Genomic DNA, 26,693 nt, shown 5'->3' on the forward strand with positions numbered 1-26,693 from the left:
CTGCATCCACTACCGTCTCAAGACCCAGTTCAGATGATCTGAAGGAAACTCATGACCCCGGGGCGGATCCCCACCCCCCAACGGGCATGAACAAATACGCCACCATGAAGACCAACTGGAAAGTCTTTGGCGGAGCAGCGCTGGGCATTCTGGCGATTTCCGTGTGGGCGCTACTCGCCCCGGATTCGGCAAGCACGGTTTTGGGTGCCGTCGTGGCATGGGTATCGAAAAACTTCGGGTGGTTTTACGTTCTCACCGGCACCGTGGTGCTCGTGTTCGTGGTGCTCGTTGCCCTGGGCAAGACGGGAACCATCCGCCTCGGCCCGGATCACTCTCGGCCGCAATTCTCGCTCTTCTCGTGGGCCGCAATGTTGTTTGCCGCCGGTATCGGCGTCGACTTGATGTTCTACTCCGTGCTGGAACCGGTCACCCAATATTATGGGCCGCCGCAGGGCTCGAGTGAGACGGCGGAGGCAGCCCGCCAAGCCGTCGTCTGGACCCTGTTCCATTACGGCTTGACCGGATGGGGCATGTACGCCCTGATGGGACTAGCCTTCGGTTACTTTGCCTACCGATTCAATCTGCCGCTGTCGATCCGGTCCGCGCTGTACCCCATCATTGGCAAGCGCATTAAGGGTGCCGCGGGCGACGCCGTCGACATCGCGGCCCTGCTCGGCACGATCTTCGGTGTGGCCACCTCGCTGGGTATCGGCGTCGTGCAGATCAACTTCGGCCTGCACTTCCTGTTCAATCTGCCTCAGGGCGTCGCGGTGCAGGCGGGGCTCATTGTCGTCTCGGTCCTACTCGCGACGGCATCGGCCGTGTCCGGCGTGGACAAGGGCATTCGTCGCCTGTCCGAGCTGAATATTTACCTCGCGATTGCCCTCCTCTTGTACATCCTCGTATTCGGCGACACCGCATTCTTGCTCAACGGTCTCGTGACCAACTTGGGCGACTATGTGAGCCGCTTCCCCGGCATGACGATGGATGCAATGGCCTTCGATCATCCCGATGACTGGATGAATACGTGGACCATCTTCTTCTGGGCCTGGTGGGTGGCGTGGTCGCCCTTTGTGGGACTCTTCCTGGCCCGCATCTCGCGTGGTCGCACGATCCGCCAATTCGTGATCGGGACCTTGACCATTCCGTTCATCTTCATCTTGGTCTGGATCTCCGTCTTCGGGAACTCCGCGTTGCACCTAATCTTCGAGCAGGGAAACGCGGCGTTCGGCCAATCGATCATGAACAATTCCGAAGAAGCCTTCTACACCTTGTTGGCCCAGTATCCCGGCGCGACGGCGGCGGCCGCGGTCGCAACATTCACCGGCCTGCTGTTCTACGTGACCAGCGCCGACTCCGGAGCCCTCGTGATGTCGAACTTCGCATCCACGATCGAGGATCCCAACGAAGACGGCCCCCGATGGATGCGCATTTTCTGGGCGGCCGCCACAGGTCTACTGACCCTAGCCATGTTGATGATCGGCGGTATTACGACGCTGCAGTCGGCGACGATTGTCTTTGGACTGCCGTTTGCGATCGTGTTGTATCTGGTGATGTTTGGGCTGTGGAAGGCACTTCGGGTCGAACGAGCCGACATGGATTCCCGACTGGCCGCGTACGCCGGCGTGCAGGCGGCGAACCGAGCGGCCTCGATCGAACCCGCCGGCAAGACCCGGAATTGGCGTCAGCGCCTGGCTCGCTCGGTCACATATCCCGGCCGTCGAGCCGCTCGACGGTACGTTCAGACCGTGGTCTCCCCCGCCCTGGAAGAGGTGGGCGAAGCCTTGCTGACCGAAGGCGTCACCGCGGAGGTCGTCCACGGTTTGGACCCCTCCAGCGATATTCCGTATGTGACCTTGACGGAGCACATGGACGGCGAGCGCGACTTCATCTACCAGGTGTACCCCATTGCTTGCCCCACTCCGCGCTACCTGTTGAGCCCCTCCAGCACGGAGGACACCTACTACCGTTTCGAACCCTTCGCCCTGACGGGTTCGCGCGGGTACGACGTCTACGGCTACACCAAGGAACAGCTCATTCACGACGTCCTGGACAACCACGAGCGCCACCAAGAGTTCATCCGCTTGAGCGGACCGAGTATCGAGGACACCGGATCCACCGAAATCATCGGTTCTTCGGTGGCTATCACGGATTGGTCGATGGATTTCCCGTCGACGGAAAGCACCCCACAGTCCGAAGACCTTTCGGACGACGCAACTGCAAAGGAAGGTTCTCAGTGAGCAACACGCTGTATATCGACGGACAGTGGGTCCCCGCCGAAGAGGGCGGCACCCGAACCATTATCTGCCCGGCCGACGGGTCCGAGGTCGGCACCGTCGCGGAGGCGACCGCCGCGGACACCGAGAAGGCAATAGCCGCCGCACGCAAGGCCTTCGACGAGGGCGCTTGGTCGGCATCCGCTCCCGAACGTGGCGACTTCCTGCTCGCCGTCGCCCAGAAATTGCGTGACCGCAAGGACGAATTCGCCCGCGCAGAGTCACTGGATACCGGTAAGCGCCTCGTCGAATCCGAATTGGACATGGACGACATCGCTGCGTGCTTCCAGTACTACGGCAAGACTGCCGCGCAGGAAGCGGGCCGCGTGGTGGACGCTGGCGACCCCGCGGTCTCCTCACGCATCGTCACCGAACCCGTGGGCGTTTGCGGCATGATCACCCCGTGGAACTACCCCTTGTTGCAGGTGGCCTGGAAGGTTGCCCCGGCGCTCGCGGCCGGTAACACCTTCATTTTGAAGCCCGCCGAGCTGACCCCGCACACCGCGATCCTGCTCATGGACATTCTGGACGAGCTCGGTCTGCCGGCCGGCGTCGCCAACCTCGTGTTGGGTGCCGGCGCGGAGGCCGGTGCGCCGCTCTCCAGCCACCCGGATGTGGATCTTATTTCCTTCACCGGCGGTCTCGTGACCGGTCGGACCATCGCGCGGACCGCAGCGGATTCGGTCAAGAAGATCGCGTTGGAGCTGGGGGGAAAGAACCCCAACGTCATCTTCGCCGATGCCGACTTCGACGCCGCCGTGGACAACGCCCTCAATGGCGCTTTCGTGCACTCCGGTCAGGTGTGTTCGGCGGGTGCCCGCATCGTCGTGGAAGAGTCCATCGCCGAGAAGTTCACGGCCGAGCTCGTACGTCGTGCAGAAAATATTCGCATCGGCGGTCCTTTCGACGAAAATGCAGAGACCGGGGCCCTGATTTCGGAGCAGCACCGCGAGAAGGTTGCGGCGTACGTCGAGGCGGGTGTGGCCGAAGGTGCCCGCGTGCGTTGCGGCGGCGAGGCAGCCACGGAGGGTGACCTGGCCAAGGGCTGGTTCTATAAGCCGACCGTGATGGACCAGGTCAAGCGAGGAATGTCGGTGGTCCGAGACGAAGCTTTCGGACCGGTCGTAACCATCGAAACCTTCACCACGGAAGACGAAGCCGTCGCGACGGCCAATGACACGTTCTACGGTCTGGCCGGAGCAGTCTGGACCAATGACGCCGGGAAGGCCGATCGGGTGGCGGGTCGCCTCCGCCACGGAACGATCTGGATCAATGACTTCCACCCCTACCTCCCCCAGGCCGAGTGGGGCGGCATGAAGCAGTCCGGCATCGGTCGCGAACTGGGCCTCGAGGGCCTCGGCGAGTACCAGGAAACCAAGCACATCTACCACAACACGGCCCCCGCCGTGACCGGCTGGTTCAGCGACAACCGATAAGCATCCACGAAAGGACACCACGCTATGAACGAATCGCAAGAATTCGACTACATCATCGTCGGCGGCGGATCCTCCGGCGCCGCCACCGCCGCGCGGTTGAGCGAGAAGAATCCTGATGCTCAAGTAGCGCTCATCGAGGCCGGCCGCGACGACGCTGGCATCGACGAGGTCCTCAGCCTGAACCGTTGGATGGAGCTCCTCGAATCCGGCTACGACTGGGACTACCAGATCGAACCCCAGGAAAACGGCAACTCCTTCATGCGAATGGCCCGGGCCAAGGTCATGGGCGGTTGCTCGTCGCACAACTCATGCATCGCTTTCTGGGCACCGCGCGAGGATCTCGACGAATGGGAGTCCGTGCACGGCGCTCATGGCTGGAACTCCGAGACCGGCTACCGGCTCTACCAGCAGCTGGAGACCAATGAGGACGCGGGAACCGAGGGCGGTGAGCACCACGGCGATTCCGGTCCGGTGTCGCTCATGAACGTTCCGCCTCAGGATCCCTGCGGCGTCGCGCTCCTGGATGCGGCGGAACAGGCCGGGATCCCCCGCACGCGATTCAACTCGGGCACCACGGTTACCAACGGCGCCAACTTCTTCCAGATCAACCGCCGTGCGGACGGTACTCGCTCTTCGTCGTCGGTTTCCTACATCCACCCGATCCGCGAACGGGAAAATTTCCACCTACTGACGGGCACCCAGGTCAAGCGGGTGCTTCTCGACGACGACCGGCGGGCGACCGGCCTCGAGGTCGTAGATAACGCCTTCGGCACGCCCCGTGTGATTAAGGCCCGGCGCGAAATCGTGCTCTCCGCAGGAGCGATCGACACCCCGAAATTGTTGATGCTCTCCGGCATCGGCCCGGCCGGCCACTTGGCCGATGTCGGCATCGAAGCCGTCGTGGATTCCCCCGGAGTCGGCGCGAACCTCCAAGACCATCCCGAGGGCGTGATCCAGTGGGAGGCTAAGAAGCCGATGGTTTCCGAATCCACCCAGTGGTGGGAAATTGGCCTCTTCACTCAGGTGGACGCGGGCTTCGACGACGAGCTGCCCGGACGGCCGAACCTGATGATGCACTACGGCTCGGTCAACTTCGACATGCACACCCTCCGTCGGGGTTTCCCCACGTCAGAGAACGCATTCTGCCTCACCCCCAACGTGCCGCACGCACGCTCGCGCGGCACCGTGCGCCTGCGGTCCCTCGACTTCCGCGACAAGCCCAAGGTGGATCCCAAGTACTTCACCGATGAGCAGGGATACGACATGTCGGTGATGATCGAGGGCATTCGTACGGCCCGGAAAATCGCCTCGCAGCCTGCCCTGGACGAATGGCGCGGCAAGGAATTGTTCCCGGGCGAGGACCTCACCTCCGATGAAGAATTGGCCGACTACATCCGCGACACTCACAACACGGTGTACCACCCTGTGGGGACCGTCCGGATGGGCGCAGACGATGATGCCATGTCTCCGCTCAACGCCCGCCTGCAGGTCAAGGGCATTGACGGCCTCCGCGTCGCCGACGCCTCCGTGATGCCGGAGATCGTTTCGGTCAACCCGAACATCACCTGCTTCATGATCGGCGAGCGCGCCGCGGAACTCATCACCGAGGACAACGCGTAAAAACACGATTCGCGAACGGGCGGGCAGGGAATACTCCCTCCCGCCCGTTTGTTATGCACCCCGAAACAGTCACGCTGAGCAGAGGAAGTTTTATATGACTAAGTCACCGAACGTCACTTTCAACGATGGTCAGCAGATTCCGCAGCTGGGCTACGGCGTGTGGCAGGTTGAGGACGACGTCGCGGAGAAGGTCGTCGGTCAGGCACTCGATGCCGGATTCCGCCACATCGACACCGCCAAGATTTACGGCAACGAAGCAGGCGTCGGCCGCGGAATTGCGGGTTCCGACGTCGACGAGAACGAGATCTTCGTGACCACCAAGTTGTGGAACGACGACCAGGGTTACGAGTCCACGTTGAAGGCCTTCGACCAGTCCGCTGAGCGTTTGGGCTTGTCCAAGCCGGTGGATCTGTACCTCATCCACTGGGCGCAGCCGGATAACAACCTGTACCTGGACACGTGGAAGGCCATGATCGAGCTGCAGAAGCAGGGCAAGGTCGTCTCGATTGGCGTTTCGAACTTCCCCGAAGAGCAGCTTCGCGAAATCATCCGCGAGACCGGCGTGACGCCGGCGATCCATCAGATCGAGTTGCATCCGTACTTCAACCAGTCGAAGATGCGCCAGGTCAACGAGGAACTCGGCATCAAGACCGAGGCGTGGTCCCCGCTGGGACAGGGTGGCGACGTCCTCAAGGAGAAGGTCATCGGCGATATCGCCGAGCGTCACGGCGCCACCGCCGGACAGGTTGTCATCGCGTGGCACCTGGCCATCGGCAACGTCGTGATTCCCAAGTCGGTCACCCCGGAACGCATCGTCGAGAATTTTGAAGCCCTCAACATCCGACTCACCGATGACGACGTCGAGGCCATCAACGGCCTGACCAAGGCGGACGGCCGCATCGGTAACGATCCGGTAGAAACCATGAAATAGGCCACCGGCCAACCGCACGACGGCGTTTCTCCCCCACGGGGAGAGGCGCCGTCGTCGCGTGGGACCCGAATCTGCCCGCGCCGCATCAGGTAACATCCGCCTCCAGTGTTGGCACGGCGCATCGACGGTGCCTACGCTCGTCAGTATCGAAGGGAACGCACGGCACGGAGTCGCGGCATCGCACACGGTAGCTCGTGACGAAGGCAAGGGGACATGGACGGCACAGACTGCGAGGCGTACACGGTCTTTCGCGAAAGCTACCGGTCCCTCATCGACGACTTAGCCGAAGCCGGATGGACCCGCTCCGAAACCCGGTATCGGCTCGTCACCCTGTATCCCGATATCCCCCGCGATTTCTTGGATCGCTTTCTGGTCGAACATCCGGAGCAATTCCTGCACACCGCGGATGAGGCGCTCAACGGGACATTGCTCGCGGCCGGGGTGTGGCTCGCGGTCAATCACCTCCTCGACTTGGGCGAAGATCGCGGCTTCATCGCGACCTATGGAGACCAGGCCGTCGTTCAGGACGTCTCGCGCTACTTGGAATCCGCCGGAGTCAGCGACGACCACACCGCCATGATCTTGGGCCGGATCGGTGCGACGCTTGCGTTCCTCACCCAGTACCCGCATACGAGCCTCACGAGCGCGGACTACCAGTCTTTCCGCGCAGACCCTCCGCAGGAACTCCGCGAGGTGTTTGGCCTGATTCGGCAGGATTGGCCGGCGAGCCCGCGTTATCTGAGCTCGCAATTTGGCGATGGTTCGTGGTCCCGGGCACTCGTTTCCATGGGTTTGGCCCCCGCCCAACGGTTCGCCCCGGACGGCACCGACCGCATACCCGATTTCACGGAAGATCGTTTTCGCAGCGCCATCGCGGACTTCCTGACGTACTGCATTCGTAATAATCGCAAGCCTTTAGCGTTGCTCTACGGCCGATGGTCCGCCGACACCGCTCGGCACACGACCCCTCGTCCCACGCTGGGGACGCTGCGCCACCGTTTCGGAGCGTGGCACCTTGCCTTGGCACAGGGTCGCCGCCTCATCAACGACGAAGCCCCAGGAGCGGGCGACCCTCGGTACGAAGAGCACTGGGTCGGCCCATGGGGCTCCAGCAGCCGAGAGCCACGGAGCGAGGCCGGTTCGTGGTCTCCTCAACACTGGGTGGAGCGCGGGATCGGCGTCGTCGAAACCGTGGTGCAAGAGGCCAGCGGCGACGAAAACTCGTGGGCCGAGCTGGTCGCCGAAATCTCCGAAGCCATCCGAACTCTGCCGTGGAAGCACTTCTTGACCGTCGAATACGATACGGGCAATACCGGCGGGGATTCCCCCTACGCCCAAGCTTTCACGGGACCGGGTGGCGTTACCGCAACCCTTGTTTCGGAGCAATTTCTCCCGGCTGTCCTCTGGCCGCTCGACGAAGAATATTTGGTCGACGCCGGATGGCGCCCACCCCATGCCGAACAACTTCACTGGGAACGCACGCAGCTCAGTCTCGACGATTCCGCGACCGAAATCGTCGATGCCCTCCGCTATGGCCGCGACTGCTCGGACCCCTACCGGTTCCGCTGGGGCTCTGGGGCGATGTACGACCGCGCGTTCCCGGCGACGATTCCAACCATCTAAAAATATTCCCCTTCCCCACCATCAGGAGATGATCGCTGGTGTCCACTTCACCGGACACAGGCACGAACGGCACGCCCTGGCAGGGTTACCGCCGAGGCACCCCGGAATTCACGCGGATGCTGGTCGCGATGTTCTGCGCGGGTGTCGCAACCTTCGCCCCGCTATATTCGCCTCAGGCGGTACTGCCTTCCATCGCGTCTGACCTGAATCGCGACGTCGCCACGGTGGCCCTCACGGTCTCCTGCGCGACCTTTGGCCTCGCGATCTTCGCCCTCCCCTGGACGTATGTTGCGGACCGATGGGGCAAGACGCGAGCCATGACCATTGCGATCACCGCGGCAAGCATTCTCGGGCTCATCATTCCCTGGACGCCGGATTTCTCCCTCTTGCTCGTCTTGCGGTTTATCCAAGGCGCCGCGTTAGCCGGGCTCGCCGGCGTCGCCGTCGCGTACATCGCCGAGGAAACGATGGCCCTCCACTCGGGGGCCGCCACGGGCCTTTACGTCGCGGGAACGACCATCGGCGGATTGGCCGGACGGCTGGTTTCGGGGCCGATCGCTCAGCTCACGGGGAACTGGCGCATTGCCGTCGCGAGCGTGGCGGTTCTTGCCGTCGCCGCCGCCATCGCTTTCCTCCTTCTGCTTCCCCGGGCCCGTCGATTCGTTCCGGTGCCGCCGCACGGCGCCCTTCGATCCACCGCACGCCGCATCGGCCGTCACCTCACCCACTCAGGAATGATCAGCCTCTTTCTCTTGGCGTTCACGCTGATGGGCGCGTTTGTGACGGTTTATAACTACGTGGGATTCAAACTCGAGGTTCCTCCGTATTCCCTATCCGAGATCGCCATTTCGCTGCTTTTCCTGGCGTATCTTTCCGGAACCTTCACCTCGGGAGTTGCCGGGCGTTTATCGGCCCGATTCGGTCGGTTGCTGACGATTCTCGTCTCGATGGCCGTCATGATCTTGGGTATTTGGCTGACGACGGCGTCGCCACTTCCGGTAGTAGTTCTCGGCCTCGTCCTGCTGACCATGGGCTTTTTCGCGGCCCATTCGACGGCATCGGCATGGACCGGCCTCCTGGCAGGCGACGGCAAGGCTCAGGGTACGGCACTGTACAACCTGTTCTATTACGCGGGATCGGCGATCGTCGGCTGGCTCGGCGGGTTCTTCTTTATTTCCGGTGGGTGGTCGCTCACCGGGTTGTTCTGCATCGCGGTTGTGGCCTTGGGCGCATTGTTAACGGGGACGGTGCTTCGTCGCGAAGAATCCGATAAAGTGGTCCGGAACGAAGGGGAGTAGTTCCCACCGATGCCTCAGGGCATCACAGCGAAATGTCGACACACTGGAGATCCCCTCCCGGCATTTCACCCGCTCAGAGGGCGCCGTACGCGGCGTGTTCCTGCGGGCGAGCGAGACCTTCGGCCTGACGACCCATTACGGGACACGATTCAAGGGCCGAAGTCTCCGCGGTGAATTCATCGCGCGGCTCGGCCCGGAGGAGATACCCCCATGAACCCTGAGCCGATGAACCCCCGCCCTGCCGAGGATCTACCTTCCCGCCACGAGGCCGATACGTTACAAGATCCCTCCCGGGCCCCCTCTACCGCCGCACAACGACGCCGCTGGCGTCGGTACCTTGCCGATGAAATCTCCGAGGAGACGGTCTACCGCTACCTTGCCGAACGTGAAGAAGGCCGGGACGCGGAAATTCTCTTCGAAATGGCCGACGCCGAAAAACGTCACCAGCAACACTGGCGCGATCTTCTCGGGGCGGATGCGACACCGGATCCTCGCCCCTCGATCTCGTCTCTGACCCTTCAATTCATGGCCAAGCATTTCGGGAGCGTCTTCGTCTTGGCCCTTGCCCAGCGCGCAGAAGGCCGCTCCCCTTACGACGAAGATCCGGATGCGACCGACTCGATGGCAGCCGACGAAGCTGTACACGAAGAGGTGGTCCGCGCCCTCGCCACCAACGGCAGGGAAAAGCTCTCCGGTAATTTCCGCGCGGCGGTCTTTGGTGCCAACGATGGTCTCGTCTCGAACGTTGCCCTCATCATGGGTGTGGGGGCTGCCGGCGCGAGCCCGCACATGGTGTTGTTGAGCGGCGTCGCAGGCCTCCTCGCCGGAGCACTGAGCATGGGCGCGGGTGAGTTCGTCTCCGTACGTTCGCAACGCGAGCTCCTGGATGCGTCCCGCCCCACCCAGGTCACCCTCGACGTCGCACCCGACCTAGATATCGACCGTAACGAGGTCGAATTGATCTACCGTGCGCGCGGCATGAGCGAGGAAGCTGCTCACCACCGCGCCCTGGAGCGGTTTGGATACTACGAATGCGACTGCGATCCCTCGTTGTCGCACCGTGATGACGAAGACGCCGCAGAGGACGGAGCGGAGAACGTCGCTTTGGGCACCGACCTGGGGGCTGCGGCCTCGAGTTTCTGCTTCTTCGCCTCAGGCGCGATCATCCCGATTCTCCCGTACATCTTTGGAATGTCGGGCTACCCCGGGATGATCCTGTCCTTGTTCTTGGTGGGCATTGCCCTCCTGGGAACCGGCGCCGTGGTCGGTCTGCTCTCGGGAGCCTCTCCCCTCAAGCGAGGCCTACGCCAGCTATTGATCGGATATGGCGCGGCGTTGGCGACATACCTCCTCGGGCTCCTCTTTGGGACCTCGACGGCCTGACGCCTCTGGGCCTAGATGGAGAACGTGGGTGGGCCCACCACGATGTCGTCATTTCCAAAGTGTGGCGCCACCGGCCCCAGCAACGTGAATTCGTACCGTAAAGGCGTGGGGCCGGTGGTCGTCGCGGTATATTGCCCGACGATGTCCGTGTCGACCGTTGAGGACAACGCGATCCGGTTGAGCCTCTTAACGCAAGGATCGCCCGGGCCGTGATGGCCCGGGCGATCCGACGACTCGGCGCAGGGTTTTACCGAGCGGAGAAGATCTCTCGCATCAGCTGTGCTGCCTCAGAGGGAGTCTTGCCGACCTTCACGCCGGCAGCCTCGAGGGCCTCCTTCTTGGCTTCAGCCGTTCCGGAAGAGCCCGAGACGATGGCGCCTGCGTGGCCCATGGTCTTACCCTCGGGGGCCGTGAAGCCTGCGACATAGCCGACGACCGGCTTGGTCACGTGGGCCTTGATGTAGTCGGCCGCGCGCTCCTCAGCGTCGCCGCCAATCTCACCAATCATCACGATGGCTTCGGTGTCGGGGTCCGCTTCGAAGGCCTCCAGGGCATCGATGTGGGTCGTACCGATCACGGGGTCACCGCCGATGCCGATGGCGGTGGTGAATCCGATGTCACGGAGCTCGAACATCATCTGGTAGGTCAAGGTACCCGACTTGGAGACGAGCCCGATCTTGCCGGAACCGGTGATGTTTGCGGGCGTAATACCCACCAGGGACTCACCGGGGGTGATGATGCCGGGGCAGTTCGGCCCGATGATGCGGGTCTTGGGCTTGCCGTCCGAGCCGGTGTTGGCCTTGGCATGAGCCCAGAACTCGGCCGAATCCTGTACCGGGATACCCTCGGTGATCACGACGACGAGCGGGACCTCGGCGTCAATGGCTTCGATCACAGCGTCCTTGGTGAAAGCCGGGGGCACGAAGACGATCGACACGTTGGCGCCGGTCTCCTGCACAGCTTCGGAGACCTTCCCGAAAACGGGCAGTTCGACGTCAGAGCCGTCCTGAGCCTTGTGAGAGACGGTGGTGCCGGCCTTGCGTGCGTTCACACCGCCGACAACCTGGGTTCCGGCAGCCAGCATGCGCGCAGTGTGCTTGGTGCCCTCGCCGCCGGTGATGCCCTGAACGATGACCTTGGAGTCTTTGTTCAAAAAGATAGACATTTTTTCCTCTATATCTTGAGATGTATCGGCGGTGCTTAGGAAGCCTGGTGAGCGAGCTCGGCGGCCTTGTCGGCACCCGAGTCCATGGTCTTCGCCTGAGTGACCAACGGGTGGTTTGCCTCATCCAAGATGCGGCGTCCCTCTTCCACGTTGTTGCCATCGAGACGGACAACCAGCGGCTTGGTGGCCTGGTCACCGAGGATCTCGAGGGCCTTGACGATGCCGTTCGCGACGGCGTCGCACGCGGTGATGCCGCCGAACACGTTCACGAACACCGACTTGACCTGCTCATCGCCGAGGATCACGTCGAGGCCATTCGCCATGACCTCTGCGGACGCGCCACCACCGATGTCGAGGAAGTTGGCCGGCTTGACGTTGCCGTGCTTCTCGCCGGCGTAGGCCACGACGTCGAGCGTCGACATCACGAGGCCTGCACCGTTACCGATGATTCCGACCTCACCGTCGAGCTTGACGTAGTTGAGGTCGTTTTCCTTGGCCTTGGCCTCCAGGGGATCGGCTGCGGACTTGTCTTCGAGTCCGGCGTGATCCTCGTGACGGAATTCGGCGTTGTCATCCAGGGAAACCTTGCCGTCGAGGGCGAGGATTTCGCCGTCGCCGGTCTTGACCAGCGGGTTGACCTCGACCAGGGTCGCGTCTTCCTTGTCGTAAACCTCACCGAGCTTGACGAGGACATCAGCGACCTTGCCACGCAACTCCTCCGGGAAACCGGCGGCAGCAACGATCTCGGCAGCCTTCTCGGCGTCCAGGCCCTTGGCCGGGTCGACCTCGACGCGGGCGAGCGCATCGGGGCGCTCCACCGCGAGCTGCTCGATTTCCATGCCGCCTTCCACCGAGCACATCGCCAGGTAGGAGCGGTTGGCGCGGTCCAGCAGAACCGAGAAGTAGTATTCCTCGGCAATGTCCGCACCCTGAGCGATCATCACGCGGTGAACGGTGTGACCCTTGATATCCATGCCCAGGATCTGGGAAGCGTACTCGTAAGCCTCATCGGCGGTCTTCGCGACCTTGACGCCGCCCGCCTTACCGCGGCCGCCTACCTTAACCTGAGCCTTGACGACGGTGACGCCGCCGATCTTCTCGGCGGCAGCTTTAGCTTCTTCGGGAGTTTCGGCAACGATCCCTTGAAGTACGGGTACACCGTGCTTCTCGAAGAGATCGCGTGCCTGGAATTCAAACAGGTCCACGGATATGTGTCCTTCTTCGTCGAAGTCGTGCCGGCTGAACCGTTCAGCCCATCCGGCCTGATAATCGTGGAGCGCCAGCCTCCGCCGTGACCCTGAGATCAACGCGGGAGACAGGGCTCCCCTCGTGTGACTCTAACTCAGATGGTCGCGAGCACCCTAACTGCGGCACCGTATTTCGACGTGGCAGAACCGCATCGGGGAACATTTCACGTGCAATTCGCCCAAAGTGCACGAAATGAGCCCTTAAGCCCAGTGCCAGTCCCCCTCGTCAGCTGGCGCCAGTCTCCCCGTAGCTGGCGTCCTCGCGACGGCGGTTCTCCGGTTCCGTCGGGTCGACGTCGTCGATGTCCACGCTCGAATGGTCCTTCGACCAGAGCACCGCCAGCAGTGCCAGAAGGGAAGCTCCCATGAGAATGTAGGCCGGCCACATCGTGTTTCCGGTCGTGGAAATGAGCCATGTGTTGACCGCGCTCATGGGACCACCGAAGAGCGCATTGCCGATGTTGAACACCAGGGCAAATCCGCTGAAGCGTATGGCTGTGGGGTACAGCTCCGAAACTGCCGAAGGCAACGCGCCGTCGTTGAGCGAGAGGAATGCCCCCATCACGACGAGCGCGGCCACGACAAAGACGTAGTGCCCGGTCCCCATGACCATGAACGCGGGGATACTCAACACCAAGAAGGTGCTCGAGGCCAAGATCAAGGTGTTTCGACGCCCGATGCGATCCGCAATACGTCCGGTCAGGAACACGAACCCGATGTAGGTCACCAGGGAAATCGTGGTGGCGAGCTGGGATGCCGCGGCGTCGTAATGAAGATTCTCGGAGAGGTACGTCGGCATAAAGGTCAGCACCACATAGAAACCGACGGCGTTGAGTAGCACGATCCCGAAGCCCTGAATGAGTTCGGGAAAGTTCTTGGTGACCAGCTGCAGGGTCGGCGACGGCGGCTTCTGGCCACGCTGGACCATCTCCATCTGGCGCGTGGTGTGAGCGTGAAAAGCAGGAGTGTCGTCGATCTTGCGACGGATGTACAGCCCGATGAGTCCCAAAGGCCCCGCCACCAGGAAGGGAAGCCGCCAGCCCCACGACTCCATCGCGGAGTCCTCCAACAGGCCGTAAAGGATCGTGGCCGCCAGCGACCCCAAGAGCAATCCCGAGGCGGTGGAGGCCGGAACGATCGCGGCGTAACGGCCTCGTTTGCCACGTGGGGCGAATTCGGACAACAGGGCTGATGCGCCCGCGTACTCACCCGCGGCGGAGAATCCTTGGACCAGGCGAAGCACCAGCAAAGCGATCGGCGCGGCCATTCCGATGGTCGAGGCGCCGGGAAGGCAACCGATCAGGAACGTGGCGCCGGTCATGAGAATGATCGACCACGCCAGGGTTTGGGTGCGTCCGTATTTGTCGCCCCAATGACCCCAAAAGAATGCGCCAAACGGCCGTATCAGGAAGCTCACGGCAAAGAGCGCGAAGGTCATGAAGAGGGATTTATCGGTGTCGCCAGGGAAGAATTCGGCCGCGATCGTCACGGCCAAATAGCTGTAGGCACCGTAGTCGAACCATTCCACGAAGTTTCCGAGGAAACTGGAAACCACTGCTTTACGTCGTTGGTCGGCGGGAGGAGATCCCGCCCCCGTTTGCTCGGATGAGGTCTCGTTCTGGTCGGCATGGACCGAATTCGAGGGCATAGAAATCCTTCTGTGGTGTGGTTTGCACTACACCCTAGCGGGGATTTCCCCTAGTCACAGCCCATTGGTGCTGATCGCGAAAGAATATTCGATCGTTCAGGACGACGTCGTCCCCTAGCCCTCCACCTTTTTCAGCGGCGCATAGCGCAACAACAAACGTTTTTCCTCGTTGGCAAACCGCACCTTGGCCACGGTCTTGTCGCCCCCACCTTCCAGGGCCACCACACGGCCACGTCCGAAGCTTTTGTGCTCCACGGTGTCTCCCACCGATAACGAAGGGATCTCTTTGGTTTGTTGGACACGGGAAGCTTTGGTCGCCCGAGCCCCGAGCTGGGGAGACCCCTCGATGCCTTGGCCATAACCGGCGTCGTGGCTTGCTGGTGCGGGTCGCGAGACTCCTCCGCTGCCCCGGCCTCCCCACGACGAGGAATCGGCCCAAGAACTCCTGCCGCCACGGGCGCCTCCCCCAGAGAACCCACCGGCTCCGTACACCGCCGAGCCGAATCCTGTACCGAATCCCGCGGATCCCACCCGTTTCCACTCGATGAGGTGCTCGGGAATTTCCTCCAGGAAGGGCGAGGGCGGGTTGAACTGCCCTTGGCCCCACATTGAACGCGATTCCGCGCGCGTCAGGTACAACCGTTTCATCGCGCGCGTGAGGCCCACATAGGCGATGCGACGCTCCTCGCTCATTTCGTCGTCGTTGGTCAGAGCCCGCTGGTGCGGGAAAATTCCATGCTCCATACCCGTCAAGAAAACCACGGGGAACTCCAGGCCCTTGGCGGTGTGGAGGGTCATCAGGGTCACGACCCCCTCGGCGCGCGCTTCGGCCACCTCACGGGCGACCTGAGCTGCAGAGACCCCGCCCTCTTCTTCTTCGCCCTGCTTGGGTCGATTCGGAATTTGGTCCGCGTCCGCAACCAAGGAAACGTGCTCCAGGAATTCGCCAAGGCCGGCCTCCGGATGATCACGCTCGAATTCACGAACCACGGCCACGAGTTCGGCGAGGTTCTCCACGCGAGACTCGTCTTGGGGGTCCTCCGAGGTGCGGAGCGCTTCCAGGTACCCCGATTGTTCCAGCACGGCCTCGAGGGAGGTCGCGGCGGTTTCGGTTGCGGCAATCTGCGCGAGGTCATCCATGAGCGTCACGAAGGCGGTCACCTTTTTGGCTCCCGCCGCAGCGAGCCCTGGAGCGTCATTGGCTTGGCGCGCTGCGGCCATGAACGACGAGCCGTCCCTCGACGCGAGATTCGCGATGGCCCCTTCCGAGCGTGCACCGATGCCGCGCTTGGGTTCGTTCAGAATTCTCCGCACGCTGATGTCGTCGTCGGGATTCATCAAGGCACGCAGGTAGGAGAGGGCGTCTTTGATTTCTTTTCGCTCGTAGAAGCGCGTTCCCCCGACCACGCGATACGGGAGACCGACCCGCATGAGGATTTCTTCGAGCGAGCGGGACTGGGCATTGGTCCGGTAGAACACCGCGACGTCGCCTGGCGCCACACCGTCTTCATCACGCAGCCGGTCAATTTCTTCCGCGATGAACCGCGCCTCCGCGTGCTCATTTTCGGCGACGTAGCCGACGATCGGCACGCCGTCGCCCGAGGCCGTCCACAGTTTTTTCTCTCGGCGGTTCGGGTTACGTTCGATCACAGCGTTGGCCGCGCTGAGAATGGTCTGTGTTGAACGGTAATTCTGTTCCAACAAGATGGTCCGCGCTTGTGGGTAGTCGCGTTCGAAGTCCGTGATGTTGCGGATATCGGCACCGCGGAAGGCGTAAATGGACTGATCCGAATCGCCGACGACGGTCAGCTCCGCGGGTTCGACGGCCGAAGGGTAAGGGTTCTCCCCGCCCTGCGGGCTCGCATCGTGGCCGGTGAGTTCGCGCACCAGCGAGTATTGGGCGTGATTGGTGTCCTGGTACTCGTCGACCAAAATATGACGGAACCGGCGCCGATAGTACTCGGCGACCTGGGGGAAAGCCCTCAGCATGAAGACCGTCTGCGCAATAAGGTCGTCAAAGTCGAGAGCATGGGCTGCCCGGAGTCGTCGCGTGTATTCGCTGTACACGCGGGCGACGGTGGATTCCCAGGGGTCGGTGCTTGATGCCGACGAGGCATTGTCTTCGGCATCAACCAGCTCGTTCTTGAGGGTCGAGATTCGGTTCTGCAAAGCCTTGGGGGCGAAGCGCTTAACATCTAGTTCGAATTCCTTGGCAATCAACGTGATCAATCGCAAGGAATCTGCGGAGTCGTAAATGGAGAATGACGACTTCAAGCCGAGGGTCTGAGCCTCGCGCCGCAACACACGAACGCAGAAGCTGTGGAACGTAGAAATCCACATTTTTTCGGCTCGGGGACCCACGAGTTCAACCACGCGTTCGCGCATTTCCGCCGCGGCTTTATTGGTAAACGTAATCGCGAGAATCTCCCCTTGATGGGCACGCCCCGTTGCCAAGAGGTAAGCGATCCGATGCGTCAGAACCCTTGTTTTCCCCGAACCGGCCCCAGCCACGATGAGCAGCGGCGAACCGGAATGGGTCACCGCCTCGGCCTGATGCTCGTTGAGGCCCTCCACGAGCGATCCGGGATCGTGCGATTCAGCTCCCGGTCCGTCGGACGGGGAGCTGGGCGGTGTAAAAAACGAAGAGTCGCGCAGAAAATCCATACTGTTCCCCAGTCTAAGCGAACAAAGTTTCGATTCAGAGCCCCCGCCCCAGAGGAATCGAACCTCAGGTCCATAATGGAGCTATGGGTATGTCGAAGGGCCAAAAGCAACGCCTCTATGGAAATTCCGGCGCGCCGTCGACGGCGCCCTCAGGGCCTTCGCGGCGTAGGGCACCCTCGTCCTCCCCCACGGGTCCGTCTCACCATCACGACGCCGAGTGGGCGCCCATTGCTCGGCCGGATCCACAGAAGTCCTCGTCCGGAATGATCGTGGTAGTTCTGTTCGTCATCGCTGCGCTCATGTTCGCGGCGCTTCACGCATGGATGGTGCCGCAGCTGGGGGCACAGTCCCACGTTTCGCTCCCCGAGCTCCAGCCCTTCAGTTTCCCTAACGACGCCGCCACCATCTCGCAGGCTCTCGGCGAAGACGGACGAAGCGCGTACACGGGCCTTCACTGGTCCTGGGGACTCTTCACCCCGATATTTATCGCGCTCGCATGGGGTGCGATGATCGGCCGATCGATGCCTCGAGGTGCCACTCGGTGGGCCCTATGGTCCGCTCCCCTGGCCTATCTCGTCACCTTTCTCGCGGGGAACGTCGCCATCGACGCCGCCCTCACCTCCCCCGAGGGTTCGGCGCCGGTCTGGGCTTCGATTCTCGTCATCATCCGGTGGATCGTCTTGCTCGCCATGCTCGTGGAGGCGGGATGGCTGGCCGTCCGGCTGGTCCGCGGCAAGTTTGATGCCTTTTCCCGCGGGGAGCTGGAGGGCCAGCAGCCCCTCCGGTGAAATTCTCGAGGACGCTGAAGGCTTACCGTGTTTTAGCCATCGCGCGGCCCCGGAAACACGCGGCCATCACGGCCGCCACCAAAATCGCCGCCGCAGGCAGAAGGATGGACTCGCCCATGGCCTGGGCGTAGCCATCCCGCAACATCTCCGGCAACTGAGTTTGGCCGGCGGATGCCTCCCCCGAATGGGAAGAACCGGAGAGCATCGGCAGATTCGCGGCGATGCGGCTCTCCATCATCATCGAGATGAGCGAGGTTCCGAGCACGGCACCGACCTGGCGGGTGGTGTTGAAGATGCCGGAGCCCGCGCCGGATTGGCTCGGTTTGAGATCGCGCGTCGTCGTGATGGAGATCGGTGCCCACATGCAGGCGCCACCGACACCCATCATCACCGAAGGCAGCAACAGGAGCCAGATTTCAGTGTCCGGGGATATCAACCACCAGTAGCCCACCAGGCCCACCACGTTCATGAGAAGCCCGAATACGGCGATAAACGGCGCCCGACGGGCGGTCAGGATCTTGCCCACCACCGGAGCCAAAACGCCAGAGATGATAGCCATGGGTGCGGTCATCAGGGCGGCCTGGGTCGGAGTCATGCCCCTCACGAGCTGGTAGAAGAGCATCAGCGGCAAGGCGAAGGAGACGATCATCAAGCCGACCATGCTGATGGCTGCGTTGCCGAGGGAGAAGTTCCGGTCGCGGAAGAGTCCGAGCGGGACCAAGGGCTCGGATTTCGTGATCTTCTGCCAGACCACAAACAGGGCGAGCAGGACGACGCCGGCAATGATCAGTTCCGGAACCGTGATCGGCCCCCAAATGGCTCCCCAATCGTGTCCTTGGCCTTCCTGAATGCCAAAGACAATCAGGAACATGGCCAGAGCACTCAGAATCACGCCGAGGAAGTCCATCCGTCGCGTGTGGACGGGGAATCTCGGCAGCTTCTGCCAGGCCCGGATAAACGCGAATATTCCCACCGGAATGTTCACGAAGAAGATCCATTCCCAGCTCAGGGTATCCACGAGCACGCCACCCAAGATCGGTCCGACGAGGCTCGCGACCCCGGCCGTCGCGCCCCACACACCCATCGCGGCACCGCGTCGTTCCGCGGGGAACAAACGCGTGATGATGGCCATCGTCTGGGGCGTCATGATGGCGGCGCCCAAGCCCTGGAACACGCGGGCAATAATCAACATCTCGATACTGCCGGAGAGTCCGCACCACAGCGAGGCTAATGTAAAGAGCACCAAGCCGATCAGATACATGCGTCCGGGCCCAAAACGATCGCCCATGCGCCCTGTGATGAGCAGCGGCACCGCATAGGCCAGCAAATACGCACTCGTGACCCAAACCGTCTGGTTGATGTCGGCACCGAAGTTTTCCATGATCGCGGGCATCGCCGTGGAGACGATCGTGCCGTCCACCAGAATCATGAAGAAGCCGATGACGATGGCCCACAACGCGCCCCAAGCGCTCTGGTCTTCGACGGCCGGACGCGTATCCGTAATGTGGTGCTGCCCCGTCCCCGTCTGGTCGCCCCCGGACGAGTCGTTCGTGGCAGATGCGTGCCTCGGTGTGTATTCGGAGTTCATGGCGTCAACTTTCGTATGTCGTGAGGGACCGCAAGAATCCACGACGCCGCAGCGTCCTCGATCAGGAAGACTCACGATCCAGCTCGGCGTGGCAGAGCTGGATCGGTCTGTTAAACGGGGGAAAACATCCCGGGATTGAGGGTGAAATGAAGAGGATGATGACAGTCACGTGCGCGAGATGCGCGGCACGAAAGTGCCCCCGAGTGGATTCGAACCACCGACACCGGCTTTAGGAGAGCCGTGCTCTATCCCCTGAGCTACGAGGGCGCACCGACACATTCTACAGGGTTCACGTGCCATGCTGGGTTCATGACCGTTTGGATCGATCAACCCTTGTGGCCCGCGCACGGGACCATGTTCGCACACATGGTCTCGGATTCCCGCCTTTCGGAGCTGCACGACGTCGCCGAACGCACCGGCCTGAGTCCTCGGGCCTTTGACCAAGATCACTACGACGTCCCCGAGCATCTTGTCGCCGAGGCAGTGGCCCAGGGCGCCATTCACGTCACGCCCCATGAACTCGTCCGACGCTTGATCGCCTCACCGCTGCGCATTCCTGCTAAGGAACGCCCCGCCAAGATCAGGGCTCGCCTGCTTCGCAATTGGGAAGAATGGGCACCTGACCACCCCGAGCTTGGCCGGCGGGTGCTAGATCGGTGGGAATCTCCGGATCGGGGATACCACTCCTCCGTCCACCTCGGTGAGGTATTGGAACATGTGTCGACCCTCGAACGTCAGAGTTCCCTGGATGCGGCGTCGCGACGAATCCTCCGTGCGACGGCTTGGTACCACGACGCCGTTTATGACGGAAAGCCCGGTCACGACGAGTCCCAGAGCGCTCAGCTCTGCGCCTCGGATCTCGCCGGCATTCTACCCCCAGACGAGGTGCGCCGAGCCTCCGAGCTCATCATGGCCACGAGCGACCACACGCAAGACTGCCCAGATCCACTCTGGCCGTACTTCCACGACGCCGACCTCGGCATCCTCGCCGCCGCATCCCCGCGGTATGACCGCTACGCTGCCGCCGTGAGAACCGAATACTCTCATGTTCCAGGACCAGAGTTTCGTGCCGCTCGAGCCACGATCCTCGAGGGATTTCTTGCTCAGCCGTTCATTTATCTGACGGCGCCCGCCCGCGAATCCTGGGAAGAACGGGCACGGGAGAATATTTCCGCCGAGGTCCGGCGCCTCCGGGGTGCTTAGTCACGCCTGCGGGCACGGCGCTTGTTATACATGACCGCGCCGACAAGCCCGATCACGATCCCCACCCCTCCCACGATCGATACCCACATCGCCGGGTTTCCGAGGAAGAGGGAGACGATCAGGCCAATCACGATTCCAGGTACAGCCCCGGAAACCATGCCGACCGCCATGGCTTGAAATTCTTGGTCACTGCTGCTGCGCGGGGGCTCAAACTGTGTGGGCATCTCCCCATGATAGAACCTGCCGGTTGTGCCGCAGACACAAAAAACGCGACCCCCGCTGGTCGTCGGGGGTCGCGTCACGCGAAAGTGATCTCCGCACTGTCCGAATCGCGGGTCACCGGTTCATGACCGGAGCCTCGCGTGAGGAGGGAAACTTGCTCTTCCACCATAAGCACACGAAACCCTCTGTGACGAGCCCTGCGGCACCGCCACGCCGAAGCATCTCGAACTGTGGACGACCCGCGACTGGACGGAGAAGGTTTCGGGCACAAAAAAGGGGCGTCCGGGTTTCCCTCCCGGACGCCCCTCATGCCTCACAAGGTGAAACTTGAGATGCGGAGATTAGAGTCCCGGCATGCTGTAGTAGCCATCAACCGGCATCATGCCGCCGCCATCAACCGAGGTGATGGTGGTGCCCTGCGAGGGGTTGAGGGCCGAGATCATCTGGCCGTCACCGAGGTAGATGCCAACGTGAGCGTAGTTGTTGGTGAAGACGACGTCGCCCGGCTGCGGGTTCGAGGTCGGGGTGAGCTGGTTCTTCATCGAGTAGGTGTAGGAATCCAGCTGAATGCCGGACTGAGCAGCAACGTAGGAAACGAAGCCGGAGCAGTCCCAAGCCCCGAAGCTCTTGCCGCCCCAAACGTAGCTCCCGCCGAGGCCAGCCTTGGCGTCCTCAACGATCTTGGCGCGGCTACCGGTAGCTGCGGTCGAACCGGTCTCGCCACCGCCGCCACCGCTGTTGGAAGCGGAGTAGTCAACGGTCTGGACGTTGGTTGCCTGAGTGGTGGGGGCGTCGTAGGAAGCCGTGGTGGGTGCGCTGTAGGACGTCGAAGCGGCTTCGGCGAAAGCGTTAGCCGGAGCGACGGAGCCTGCAACGACGCCGGCAGCTGCAACTGCAATACCGGTGTTACGAACGACGTGGGACTGGGTTGCGGCGCGGTGACGCGCGATGTGCTTAGCCATAGTAAAAGTTTTCCTCCCTGTGCCTGCGAGGTGAGCTGTCGGGTTCGGATGGGAGACACCCGGTCGCTGGAGCGACTTAACCCCAAGGGCTCTTACGAGGAAGAACCCAGATAATGGGTCCCCCGCCTCTGCCATCGGACGTGTTTGGTTTTTTTGTTTCACCGGGTAGTGGCAGAGCTAGGCGTTCTATCCGGTGGTGCCGTCTCGACCAGTGATTGGCACGAGTACGAGCGTACACACCCCTCACCCAAATGTCACGTTTTGATCACGACGACGTCACCTGAACACGAATCGGAACGCTTCTCCGGCCTCAAAAAGGACGAATTTAGCCTCGCTCCAGAAGCGTGTCAGACCCCGTCGATCCCCGCCATGGCGGGGATCGGAGCATTACTTCGTTTGCCGATATTTCGTCGCCAAGACCGCCCGAAAAATTTTAAAGTGTCCTCACACACAGGTTCTTGCTGGGGTCGAAATTCGAGACATGAGGCACCCCGAGGCATCCCCAGCCAGACCCGTCAGATCACGAAATGATTAAGGTGAAGCGCGTCATGGTCAAGGTTTCGTGACGGCACAGGGAGTTTTCAGCGAGCCAACGGCACTATTCGCCGAGCTGCCCCTGGGTCTCCCGGAGGTAACAACTGGCGCACAGTGACTCATACGTCACAGCCTCGCCATCGATCGCAATCTGGCTACCGGCGAAAACGAAGTGATCCCCGACTCGCCGTCCATTGAAGAGAGCCTTCCGGCCACAGCGGCAGATCGTCTTGAGCTCTTCCAAGGTGTGGGCAAGCTCCAACAAGCGACCCGATCCTGGGAAGGCCCGTGTCTGAAAGTCGGTGCGAATTCCGTATGCCAGCACGGGAACGTTGTCGAGCACAGCGACGCGCATGAGGTCATCCACTTGGGCTCGCGTCAAAAATTGGGCCTCATCGATGAGCAGGCAGGCCACCGGAGGAAGGTCCATGCTGAGATGCAGGCCGCCGTCGTCTCCGGCGGCGTGGTGCTGAAAAGCTGCCCTCGCGGATTCTTCCGGACCAAGTAAGAAATTCACTTCACGGGATACTCCGAGCCGAGACACGATGTGGGATTCACCCTTCGTGTCGACCCGAGGTTTGGCCAGAAGTACTCTCTGACCTCGTTCTTCGTAGTTGAAGGCTGCCTGGAGCAACGCCGTGGATTTCCCAGAGTTCATCGCCCCGTAGCGGAAGTAGAGCTTGGCCACGTCCGGTTATGCGCCGCGCTTGACGACGATGTGGTCCGCCACCTCCGGGTCGAGATCCACCCCTTCGTCGTACCCATCCACGAGAACGTGAATGGCACCGTTCTTGGGTTCGATGCTGATCACGCTGCCACGCTCCATGCCGGCCCGACCCAAGACCTTCATGACGTCAATATCTGCCTGCAGCACTTCGGGGAATCGCGCCAGCGTAAATCGATCTTCAGGCGAGGAGTCCTTGGCCGCAATCGACAACGTGACCGTCTTGGGGTCATCTCGTTCGCTCGTAATACCCAATTCTTCGAGGCCCGGAATCGCGTTGCCATACGGGGAGTACTTGGGAGAATTCAGCAGCTCCACGAGCCTGCGTTCCACACGCTCGCTCATGACGTGCTCCCAGCGGCAGGCTTCATCGTGTACATAGGCCATATCCAACCCGACGACGTCCGCCAGCAATCGCTCGGCGAGCCGGTGCTTACGCATCACGGACACCGCACGCTCACGACCTTCGGGGGTGAGGGCCAAGGATCGGTCGCTTTCCACGTGAACGAGGCCATGTCGCTCCATCCGCGCAATCGTCTGTGACACGGTGGGCCCTGAATGATCCAGGCGCTCGGCGATACGGGCGCGCATCGGGGTGATGCCCTCTTCCTCTAAATCCAAAATGGTTCGGAGGTACATCTCTGTTGTATCGACGAGGTCCGTCATTGGAGGTATAACGCCCTTCTCGCTATGGCCGTGGTGTGTGCCTGTCCATTCTAGGTGCTAAGGGTCATCTTCGGTCCAAAATTCTTTTCCCGTGAACAAACCCGCGCACAATGGTGTAGTCAGGACGCACAACTAGCCGCCTACCCACCATTTTGATCATTGGAGCATACTTCGTGACAGATCACCTCGTCATCCCCCAAAATCTCCACCCCCATGACGGACGCTTTGGTGCGGGTCCTTCCAAGGTGAGGCCCGCTCAGCTCGACGCGCTGACGGCGTCGTCCGGTCTCCTCGGAACCTCGCATCGTCAGGCACCGGTCAAAGATCTGGTTGCTTCCATTCGCTCTGGACTTCGCGATCTGTTCGACCTCCCCGAGGGTTACGAAGTCATTCTCGGCAATGGTGGAGCCACCTCCTTTTGGGATTCGGCAGCTTTTAACCTCGTTCATTCCCGGGCCGCCCACCTCAGCTTTGGGGAATTCGGTTCCAAATTCGCGAAGGCCACCAATAATGCACCCTTCCTGGAAGAGTCCCACATCGTGACGGCCGAGCCCGGGACTCGACCCGAGCCCGTGGCCTTTCCCGACGCCGATGTTTACGCTTGGCCACAGAACGAGACGTCCACCGGCGTGGCGGCTCCGGTTCGCCGCCCGGCGGGGATCTCCGATGACGCCTTGGTTTTGGTGGACGCGACCAGCGCGGCCGGCGGCATGAGTGTTGATCCGGCCGAGGCCGACGTGTACTACTTCTCGCCTCAAAAGAATTTCGCCTCCGACGGCGGGCTCTGGCTCTCCTTCTTCTCCCCGGCCGCTCTCGCTCGGGTCGAGGAGATCGCGGGGACGGGCCGATGGGTTCCTGATTCGCTCAACCTCACGACCGCGATCGATAACTCCCGCAAGAACCAGACCTATAACACTCCGGCGCTGACGAACCTGATTCTGCTGCAGGACCAGATTTCCTGGATTCTCGACCAGGGCGGACTCGCCTGGGCCGCCGACCGCACCGCTCGTTCGTCCCAGATCGTGTACGAGTGGGCTGAGTCCAACCCCTTGGCTCGCCCCTTCGTCGAAAATCCCGACCATCGGTCCCCCGTCATCGCCACCGTCGACTTCGACGAATCCGTCGATGCCTCGCGGGTGGCCGAGATCCTGCGTGCCAACGGCATCGTGGACACCGAGCCGTATCGCAAGCTTGGACGCAATCAACTGCGCATCGCGACGTTCACCGCCATCGAGCCCGAAGACGTCGCGGCGTTGCTGACCTGCATCGATTACGTCCTCGAACGCATCAGCTGATTCCAACACGAGCCCAGCTCGGCGGCGTGGGGCAAGCCGCCCACCCGATCACCGCGGTTCTTGAACTTCCAAGGCCGCGGTGATCGGCGCGTAGTCGGCGTCGCGTTCGAGCCTCACAAACCCTCGCCGCGAACGGTCATACGTGAGATGAAGGTGCTGGCTGCGCCAGTACCACAGGAACCCCAGCAAGGCCGTCGCCAGCCCCGCGGCAACTGCCACGCCCAATCCCCACCGGGCGCCCCACAGGTCATTAATCCTTCCGACCACCGGCGCCCCAATCGGGGTTCCACCCATGAATACCGCCATATAGATGCTCATGACGCGTCCACGCATGTGCGGTTCGGTCGAGACCTGAACGTAGGCATTGGCCGAGGTGATGAAGGTAAGGGAAGCCAGTCCCATCGGGATCAAGATGACGGCGAACACCACGACGTTGGGAGAAGCGGCGGCAGCCAAACACGTCAGTCCGAAAAGTCCGGCCGCCCCAAAAATGAATCGGAGTCGTGGACGTTCCCTCTTGGCAGCCATCAGAGTTCCCGAGACAGAGCCGATGGCCATCGCTGAGGTCAGGAACCCGAACTGATTCGCGCCATAACCGAATTCGCTGGTGGCCATGGCAGCAATGTTTATCGCGGAATTCATGCCAAAGGTCCCCACCAGGAATGCCCCTACCATCACGATCAAAATATCCGGCCGCGATCTCACGTAAGCAAAACCATCGCGTAGTCGAGAACTCGCCCGGGAGACCCTAGGCATGGGTCGAAGCCGAGTCGTATCGATCGCGACGATGGCCCCAATCATTGCCAAGAATGTCACCGTATTTATCAGGAACACCGGGCCTGATCCGACCGCCGCGACTAAGAGCCCAGCGATCGCCGGCCCAATCAAACGTGCCGAGTTAAAGGACATCGAATTCAGCGCCACGGCATTCGGCAAGTCACGGTCTTGCACCAGATTAGAGACGAAGGTCTGCCGCACCGGCGAGTCGATTGCCGTGACGATGCCCAGGAGAAGGGCAAATACATAGACCTGCCACAGTTGCGCGGAGCCACTGATGACAAGCACTCCGAGGAGGGCGGCCAGAACCGCCATGGCTCCTTGCGTCAAGAAAAGGACCTTGCGGCGATCGGAACGGTCCGCGAGGAGCCCGGCGTACGGCGCTAAGAAGAGCTGAGGAAGAAACTGGAGGGCCATCACGATGCCCATGGCCGTCGAGTCCTCGTGGGACAGGTCGTTGAACACCAGCCAGTCCTGAGCGATACGTTGCATCCAGGTGCCGATGTTGGAAACCAGCGCGCCCAAAAACCACCAGCGGTAATTGGGCACGCGAAGGGATCGGAAGGTTCCCGTCCGGTGGTGTTTGTCGTCCGTCAGGATTTCGTGTGACGTTCCCGGTCATCTCCTCGCCTCGGGCAGGTCC

The 26,693-nt window shown here is 61.9% G+C and carries 20 protein-coding genes, 1 tRNA gene and 1 riboswitch; of the genes, 10 read left to right on the forward strand and 11 right to left on the reverse strand.

The features are described from left to right. Positions 1–86 precede the first annotated feature (86 nt). The 7 genes from betT to B9Y51_RS02770 all read left to right on the forward strand — a co-directional run bounded on the left by betT (position 87) and on the right by B9Y51_RS02770 (position 10,567). Positions 87–2,240 carry a choline BCCT transporter BetT gene (betT, locus tag B9Y51_RS02740; RefSeq protein WP_065424234.1) on the forward strand — a complete coding sequence of 718 codons (2,154 nt, stop codon included), beginning with the start codon at positions 87–89 and terminating at the stop codon, positions 2,238–2,240. Continuing rightward, on the forward strand, positions 2,237–3,712 hold the full coding sequence (locus B9Y51_RS02745) for an aldehyde dehydrogenase family protein (protein WP_085528700.1): 1,476 nt from the start codon (positions 2,237–2,239) through the stop codon (positions 3,710–3,712). The genes betT and B9Y51_RS02745 overlap by 4 nt, the downstream gene beginning before the upstream one ends. A 24-nt stretch (positions 3,713–3,736) precedes the next feature. Then, positions 3,737–5,332, forward strand: coding sequence for a GMC family oxidoreductase (locus B9Y51_RS02750; RefSeq protein ID WP_085528701.1), 1,596 nt, complete (start codon positions 3,737–3,739; stop codon positions 5,330–5,332). A 94-nt stretch (positions 5,333–5,426) separates the two neighbouring features. Next, the gene (locus B9Y51_RS02755; protein WP_085528702.1) at positions 5,427–6,263 is read left to right on the forward strand and encodes an aldo/keto reductase; all 837 of its coding nucleotides are present in this window, start codon (positions 5,427–5,429) and stop codon (positions 6,261–6,263) included. A gap of 213 nt (positions 6,264–6,476) precedes the next feature. Next, complete coding sequence (locus B9Y51_RS02760) at positions 6,477–7,886, forward strand: TY-Chap domain-containing protein (RefSeq protein ID WP_085528703.1); 1,410 nt, start codon at positions 6,477–6,479, stop codon at positions 7,884–7,886. Between the two features lie 38 nt (positions 7,887–7,924). Beyond that, the gene (locus B9Y51_RS02765) at positions 7,925–9,184 is read left to right on the forward strand and encodes an MFS transporter (RefSeq protein ID WP_143467965.1); all 1,260 of its coding nucleotides are present in this window, start codon (positions 7,925–7,927) and stop codon (positions 9,182–9,184) included. A gap of 210 nt (positions 9,185–9,394) precedes the next feature. Then, complete coding sequence (locus B9Y51_RS02770) at positions 9,395–10,567, forward strand: VIT1/CCC1 transporter family protein (protein ID WP_085528704.1); 1,173 nt, start codon at positions 9,395–9,397, stop codon at positions 10,565–10,567. Between the two features lie 247 nt (positions 10,568–10,814). Here the strand turns inward: B9Y51_RS02770 and sucD are convergent, their stop codons facing one another. The 4 genes from sucD to B9Y51_RS02790 all read right to left on the reverse strand — a co-directional run bounded on the left by sucD (position 10,815) and on the right by B9Y51_RS02790 (position 17,291). Next, positions 10,815–11,732: a succinate--CoA ligase subunit alpha gene (gene sucD, locus B9Y51_RS02775; RefSeq protein ID WP_048679679.1), complete on the reverse strand. Its 918-nt coding sequence runs from the start codon at positions 11,730–11,732 to the stop codon at positions 10,815–10,817. Positions 11,733–11,767: 35 nt separating this feature from the next. Next, entirely contained in the window at positions 11,768–12,937 is a 1,170-nt protein-coding gene (gene sucC, locus B9Y51_RS02780) for an ADP-forming succinate--CoA ligase subunit beta (RefSeq protein ID WP_048680084.1), read from the reverse strand. Between the two features lie 268 nt (positions 12,938–13,205). Further along, positions 13,206–14,627, reverse strand: a complete 1,422-nt coding sequence (locus B9Y51_RS02785; protein ID WP_085528705.1) for an MFS transporter — start codon at positions 14,625–14,627, stop codon at positions 13,206–13,208. 114 nt (positions 14,628–14,741) lie between these two features. Continuing rightward, complete coding sequence (locus B9Y51_RS02790; protein WP_085528706.1) at positions 14,742–17,291, reverse strand: UvrD-helicase domain-containing protein; 2,550 nt, start codon at positions 17,289–17,291, stop codon at positions 14,742–14,744. Positions 17,292–17,374: 83 nt separating this feature from the next. Here B9Y51_RS02790 and B9Y51_RS02795 point away from each other — a divergent pair, with 83 nt between their 5' ends. Then, entirely contained in the window at positions 17,375–18,079 is a 705-nt protein-coding gene (locus tag B9Y51_RS02795; protein ID WP_143467966.1) for a hypothetical protein, read from the forward strand. A 22-nt stretch (positions 18,080–18,101) separates the two neighbouring features. Here the strand turns inward: B9Y51_RS02795 and B9Y51_RS02800 are convergent, their stop codons facing one another. Beyond that, positions 18,102–19,667 carry a DHA2 family efflux MFS transporter permease subunit gene (locus tag B9Y51_RS02800; protein WP_065424236.1) on the reverse strand — a complete coding sequence of 522 codons (1,566 nt, stop codon included), beginning with the start codon at positions 19,665–19,667 and terminating at the stop codon, positions 18,102–18,104. Positions 19,668–19,861: 194 nt separating this feature from the next. Beyond that, positions 19,862–19,934: transfer RNA gene (locus B9Y51_RS02805), tRNA-Arg, on the reverse strand. A gap of 42 nt (positions 19,935–19,976) precedes the next feature. Here B9Y51_RS02805 and B9Y51_RS02810 point away from each other — a divergent pair. Beyond that, positions 19,977–20,870: a DUF4031 domain-containing protein gene (locus B9Y51_RS02810; RefSeq protein WP_143467967.1), complete on the forward strand. Its 894-nt coding sequence runs from the start codon at positions 19,977–19,979 to the stop codon at positions 20,868–20,870. On the opposite strand, the gene B9Y51_RS02815 is transcribed toward B9Y51_RS02810, so the two are convergent. The 4 genes from B9Y51_RS02815 to B9Y51_RS02830 all read right to left on the reverse strand — a co-directional run bounded on the left by B9Y51_RS02815 (position 20,867) and on the right by B9Y51_RS02830 (position 23,978). After that, a complete protein-coding gene (locus B9Y51_RS02815; RefSeq protein ID WP_085528907.1) occupies positions 20,867–21,094 on the reverse strand; it encodes a hypothetical protein in 228 nt (75 codons plus the stop codon). The genes B9Y51_RS02810 and B9Y51_RS02815 overlap by 4 nt on opposite strands. 339 nt (positions 21,095–21,433) lie before the next feature. Beyond that, the gene (locus B9Y51_RS02820; RefSeq protein WP_085528709.1) at positions 21,434–22,054 is read right to left on the reverse strand and encodes a C40 family peptidase; all 621 of its coding nucleotides are present in this window, start codon (positions 22,052–22,054) and stop codon (positions 21,434–21,436) included. An 8-nt stretch (positions 22,055–22,062) separates the two neighbouring features. After that, positions 22,063–22,214: riboswitch (cyclic di-AMP (ydaO/yuaA leader) on the reverse strand. A gap of 438 nt (positions 22,215–22,652) precedes the next feature. Then, on the reverse strand, positions 22,653–23,276 hold the full coding sequence (locus tag B9Y51_RS02825; protein ID WP_085528710.1) for a thymidine kinase: 624 nt from the start codon (positions 23,274–23,276) through the stop codon (positions 22,653–22,655). Positions 23,277–23,282: 6 nt separating this feature from the next. Continuing rightward, positions 23,283–23,978 carry a metal-dependent transcriptional regulator gene (locus B9Y51_RS02830; protein WP_048679692.1) on the reverse strand — a complete coding sequence of 232 codons (696 nt, stop codon included), beginning with the start codon at positions 23,976–23,978 and terminating at the stop codon, positions 23,283–23,285. A 173-nt stretch (positions 23,979–24,151) separates the two neighbouring features. Between B9Y51_RS02830 and serC the strand changes: the two genes are divergently transcribed. Beyond that, entirely contained in the window at positions 24,152–25,273 is a 1,122-nt protein-coding gene (gene serC, locus B9Y51_RS02835) for a phosphoserine transaminase (RefSeq protein ID WP_085528908.1), read from the forward strand. A 48-nt stretch (positions 25,274–25,321) separates the two neighbouring features. Here the strand turns inward: serC and B9Y51_RS02840 are convergent, their stop codons facing one another. Continuing rightward, entirely contained in the window at positions 25,322–26,647 is a 1,326-nt protein-coding gene (locus B9Y51_RS02840; protein ID WP_048679697.1) for an MFS transporter, read from the reverse strand. Positions 26,648–26,693: the final 46 nt, after the last annotated feature.

This window comes from Kocuria massiliensis, assembly GCF_900169715.1.
GTDB lineage: Bacteria > Actinomycetota > Actinomycetes > Actinomycetales > Micrococcaceae > Rothia > Rothia massiliensis.

Bases quoted from the DNA above. Each gene is read 5' to 3' on its own strand.
- B9Y51_RS02785 (WP_085528705.1), bottom strand. From the start codon at position 14,627: ATGCCCTCGAATTCGGTCCATGCCGACCAGAACGAGACCTCATCCGAG.
- B9Y51_RS02800 (WP_065424236.1), bottom strand. From the start codon at position 19,667: ATGAACTCCGAATACACACCGAGGCACGCATCTGCCACGAACGACTCG.
- B9Y51_RS02830 (WP_048679692.1), bottom strand. From the start codon at position 23,978: ATGACGGACCTCGTCGATACAACAGAGATGTACCTCCGAACCATTTTG.
- B9Y51_RS02815 (WP_085528907.1), bottom strand. From the start codon at position 21,094: ATGCCCACACAGTTTGAGCCCCCGCGCAGCAGCAGTGACCAAGAATTT.
- sucD (WP_048679679.1), bottom strand. From the start codon at position 11,732: ATGTCTATCTTTTTGAACAAAGACTCCAAGGTCATCGTTCAGGGCATC.
- B9Y51_RS02790 (WP_085528706.1), bottom strand. From the start codon at position 17,291: ATGGATTTTCTGCGCGACTCTTCGTTTTTTACACCGCCCAGCTCCCCG.
- B9Y51_RS02820 (WP_085528709.1), bottom strand. From the start codon at position 22,054: ATGGCTAAGCACATCGCGCGTCACCGCGCCGCAACCCAGTCCCACGTC.
- B9Y51_RS02760 (WP_085528703.1), top strand. From the start codon at position 6,477: ATGGACGGCACAGACTGCGAGGCGTACACGGTCTTTCGCGAAAGCTAC.
- B9Y51_RS02750 (WP_085528701.1), top strand. From the start codon at position 3,737: ATGAACGAATCGCAAGAATTCGACTACATCATCGTCGGCGGCGGATCC.
- betT (WP_065424234.1), top strand. From the start codon at position 87: ATGAACAAATACGCCACCATGAAGACCAACTGGAAAGTCTTTGGCGGA.
- B9Y51_RS02810 (WP_143467967.1), top strand. From the start codon at position 19,977: ATGACCGTTTGGATCGATCAACCCTTGTGGCCCGCGCACGGGACCATG.
- B9Y51_RS02770 (WP_085528704.1), top strand. From the start codon at position 9,395: ATGAACCCTGAGCCGATGAACCCCCGCCCTGCCGAGGATCTACCTTCC.
- B9Y51_RS02795 (WP_143467966.1), top strand. From the start codon at position 17,375: ATGGGTATGTCGAAGGGCCAAAAGCAACGCCTCTATGGAAATTCCGGC.
- B9Y51_RS02755 (WP_085528702.1), top strand. From the start codon at position 5,427: ATGACTAAGTCACCGAACGTCACTTTCAACGATGGTCAGCAGATTCCG.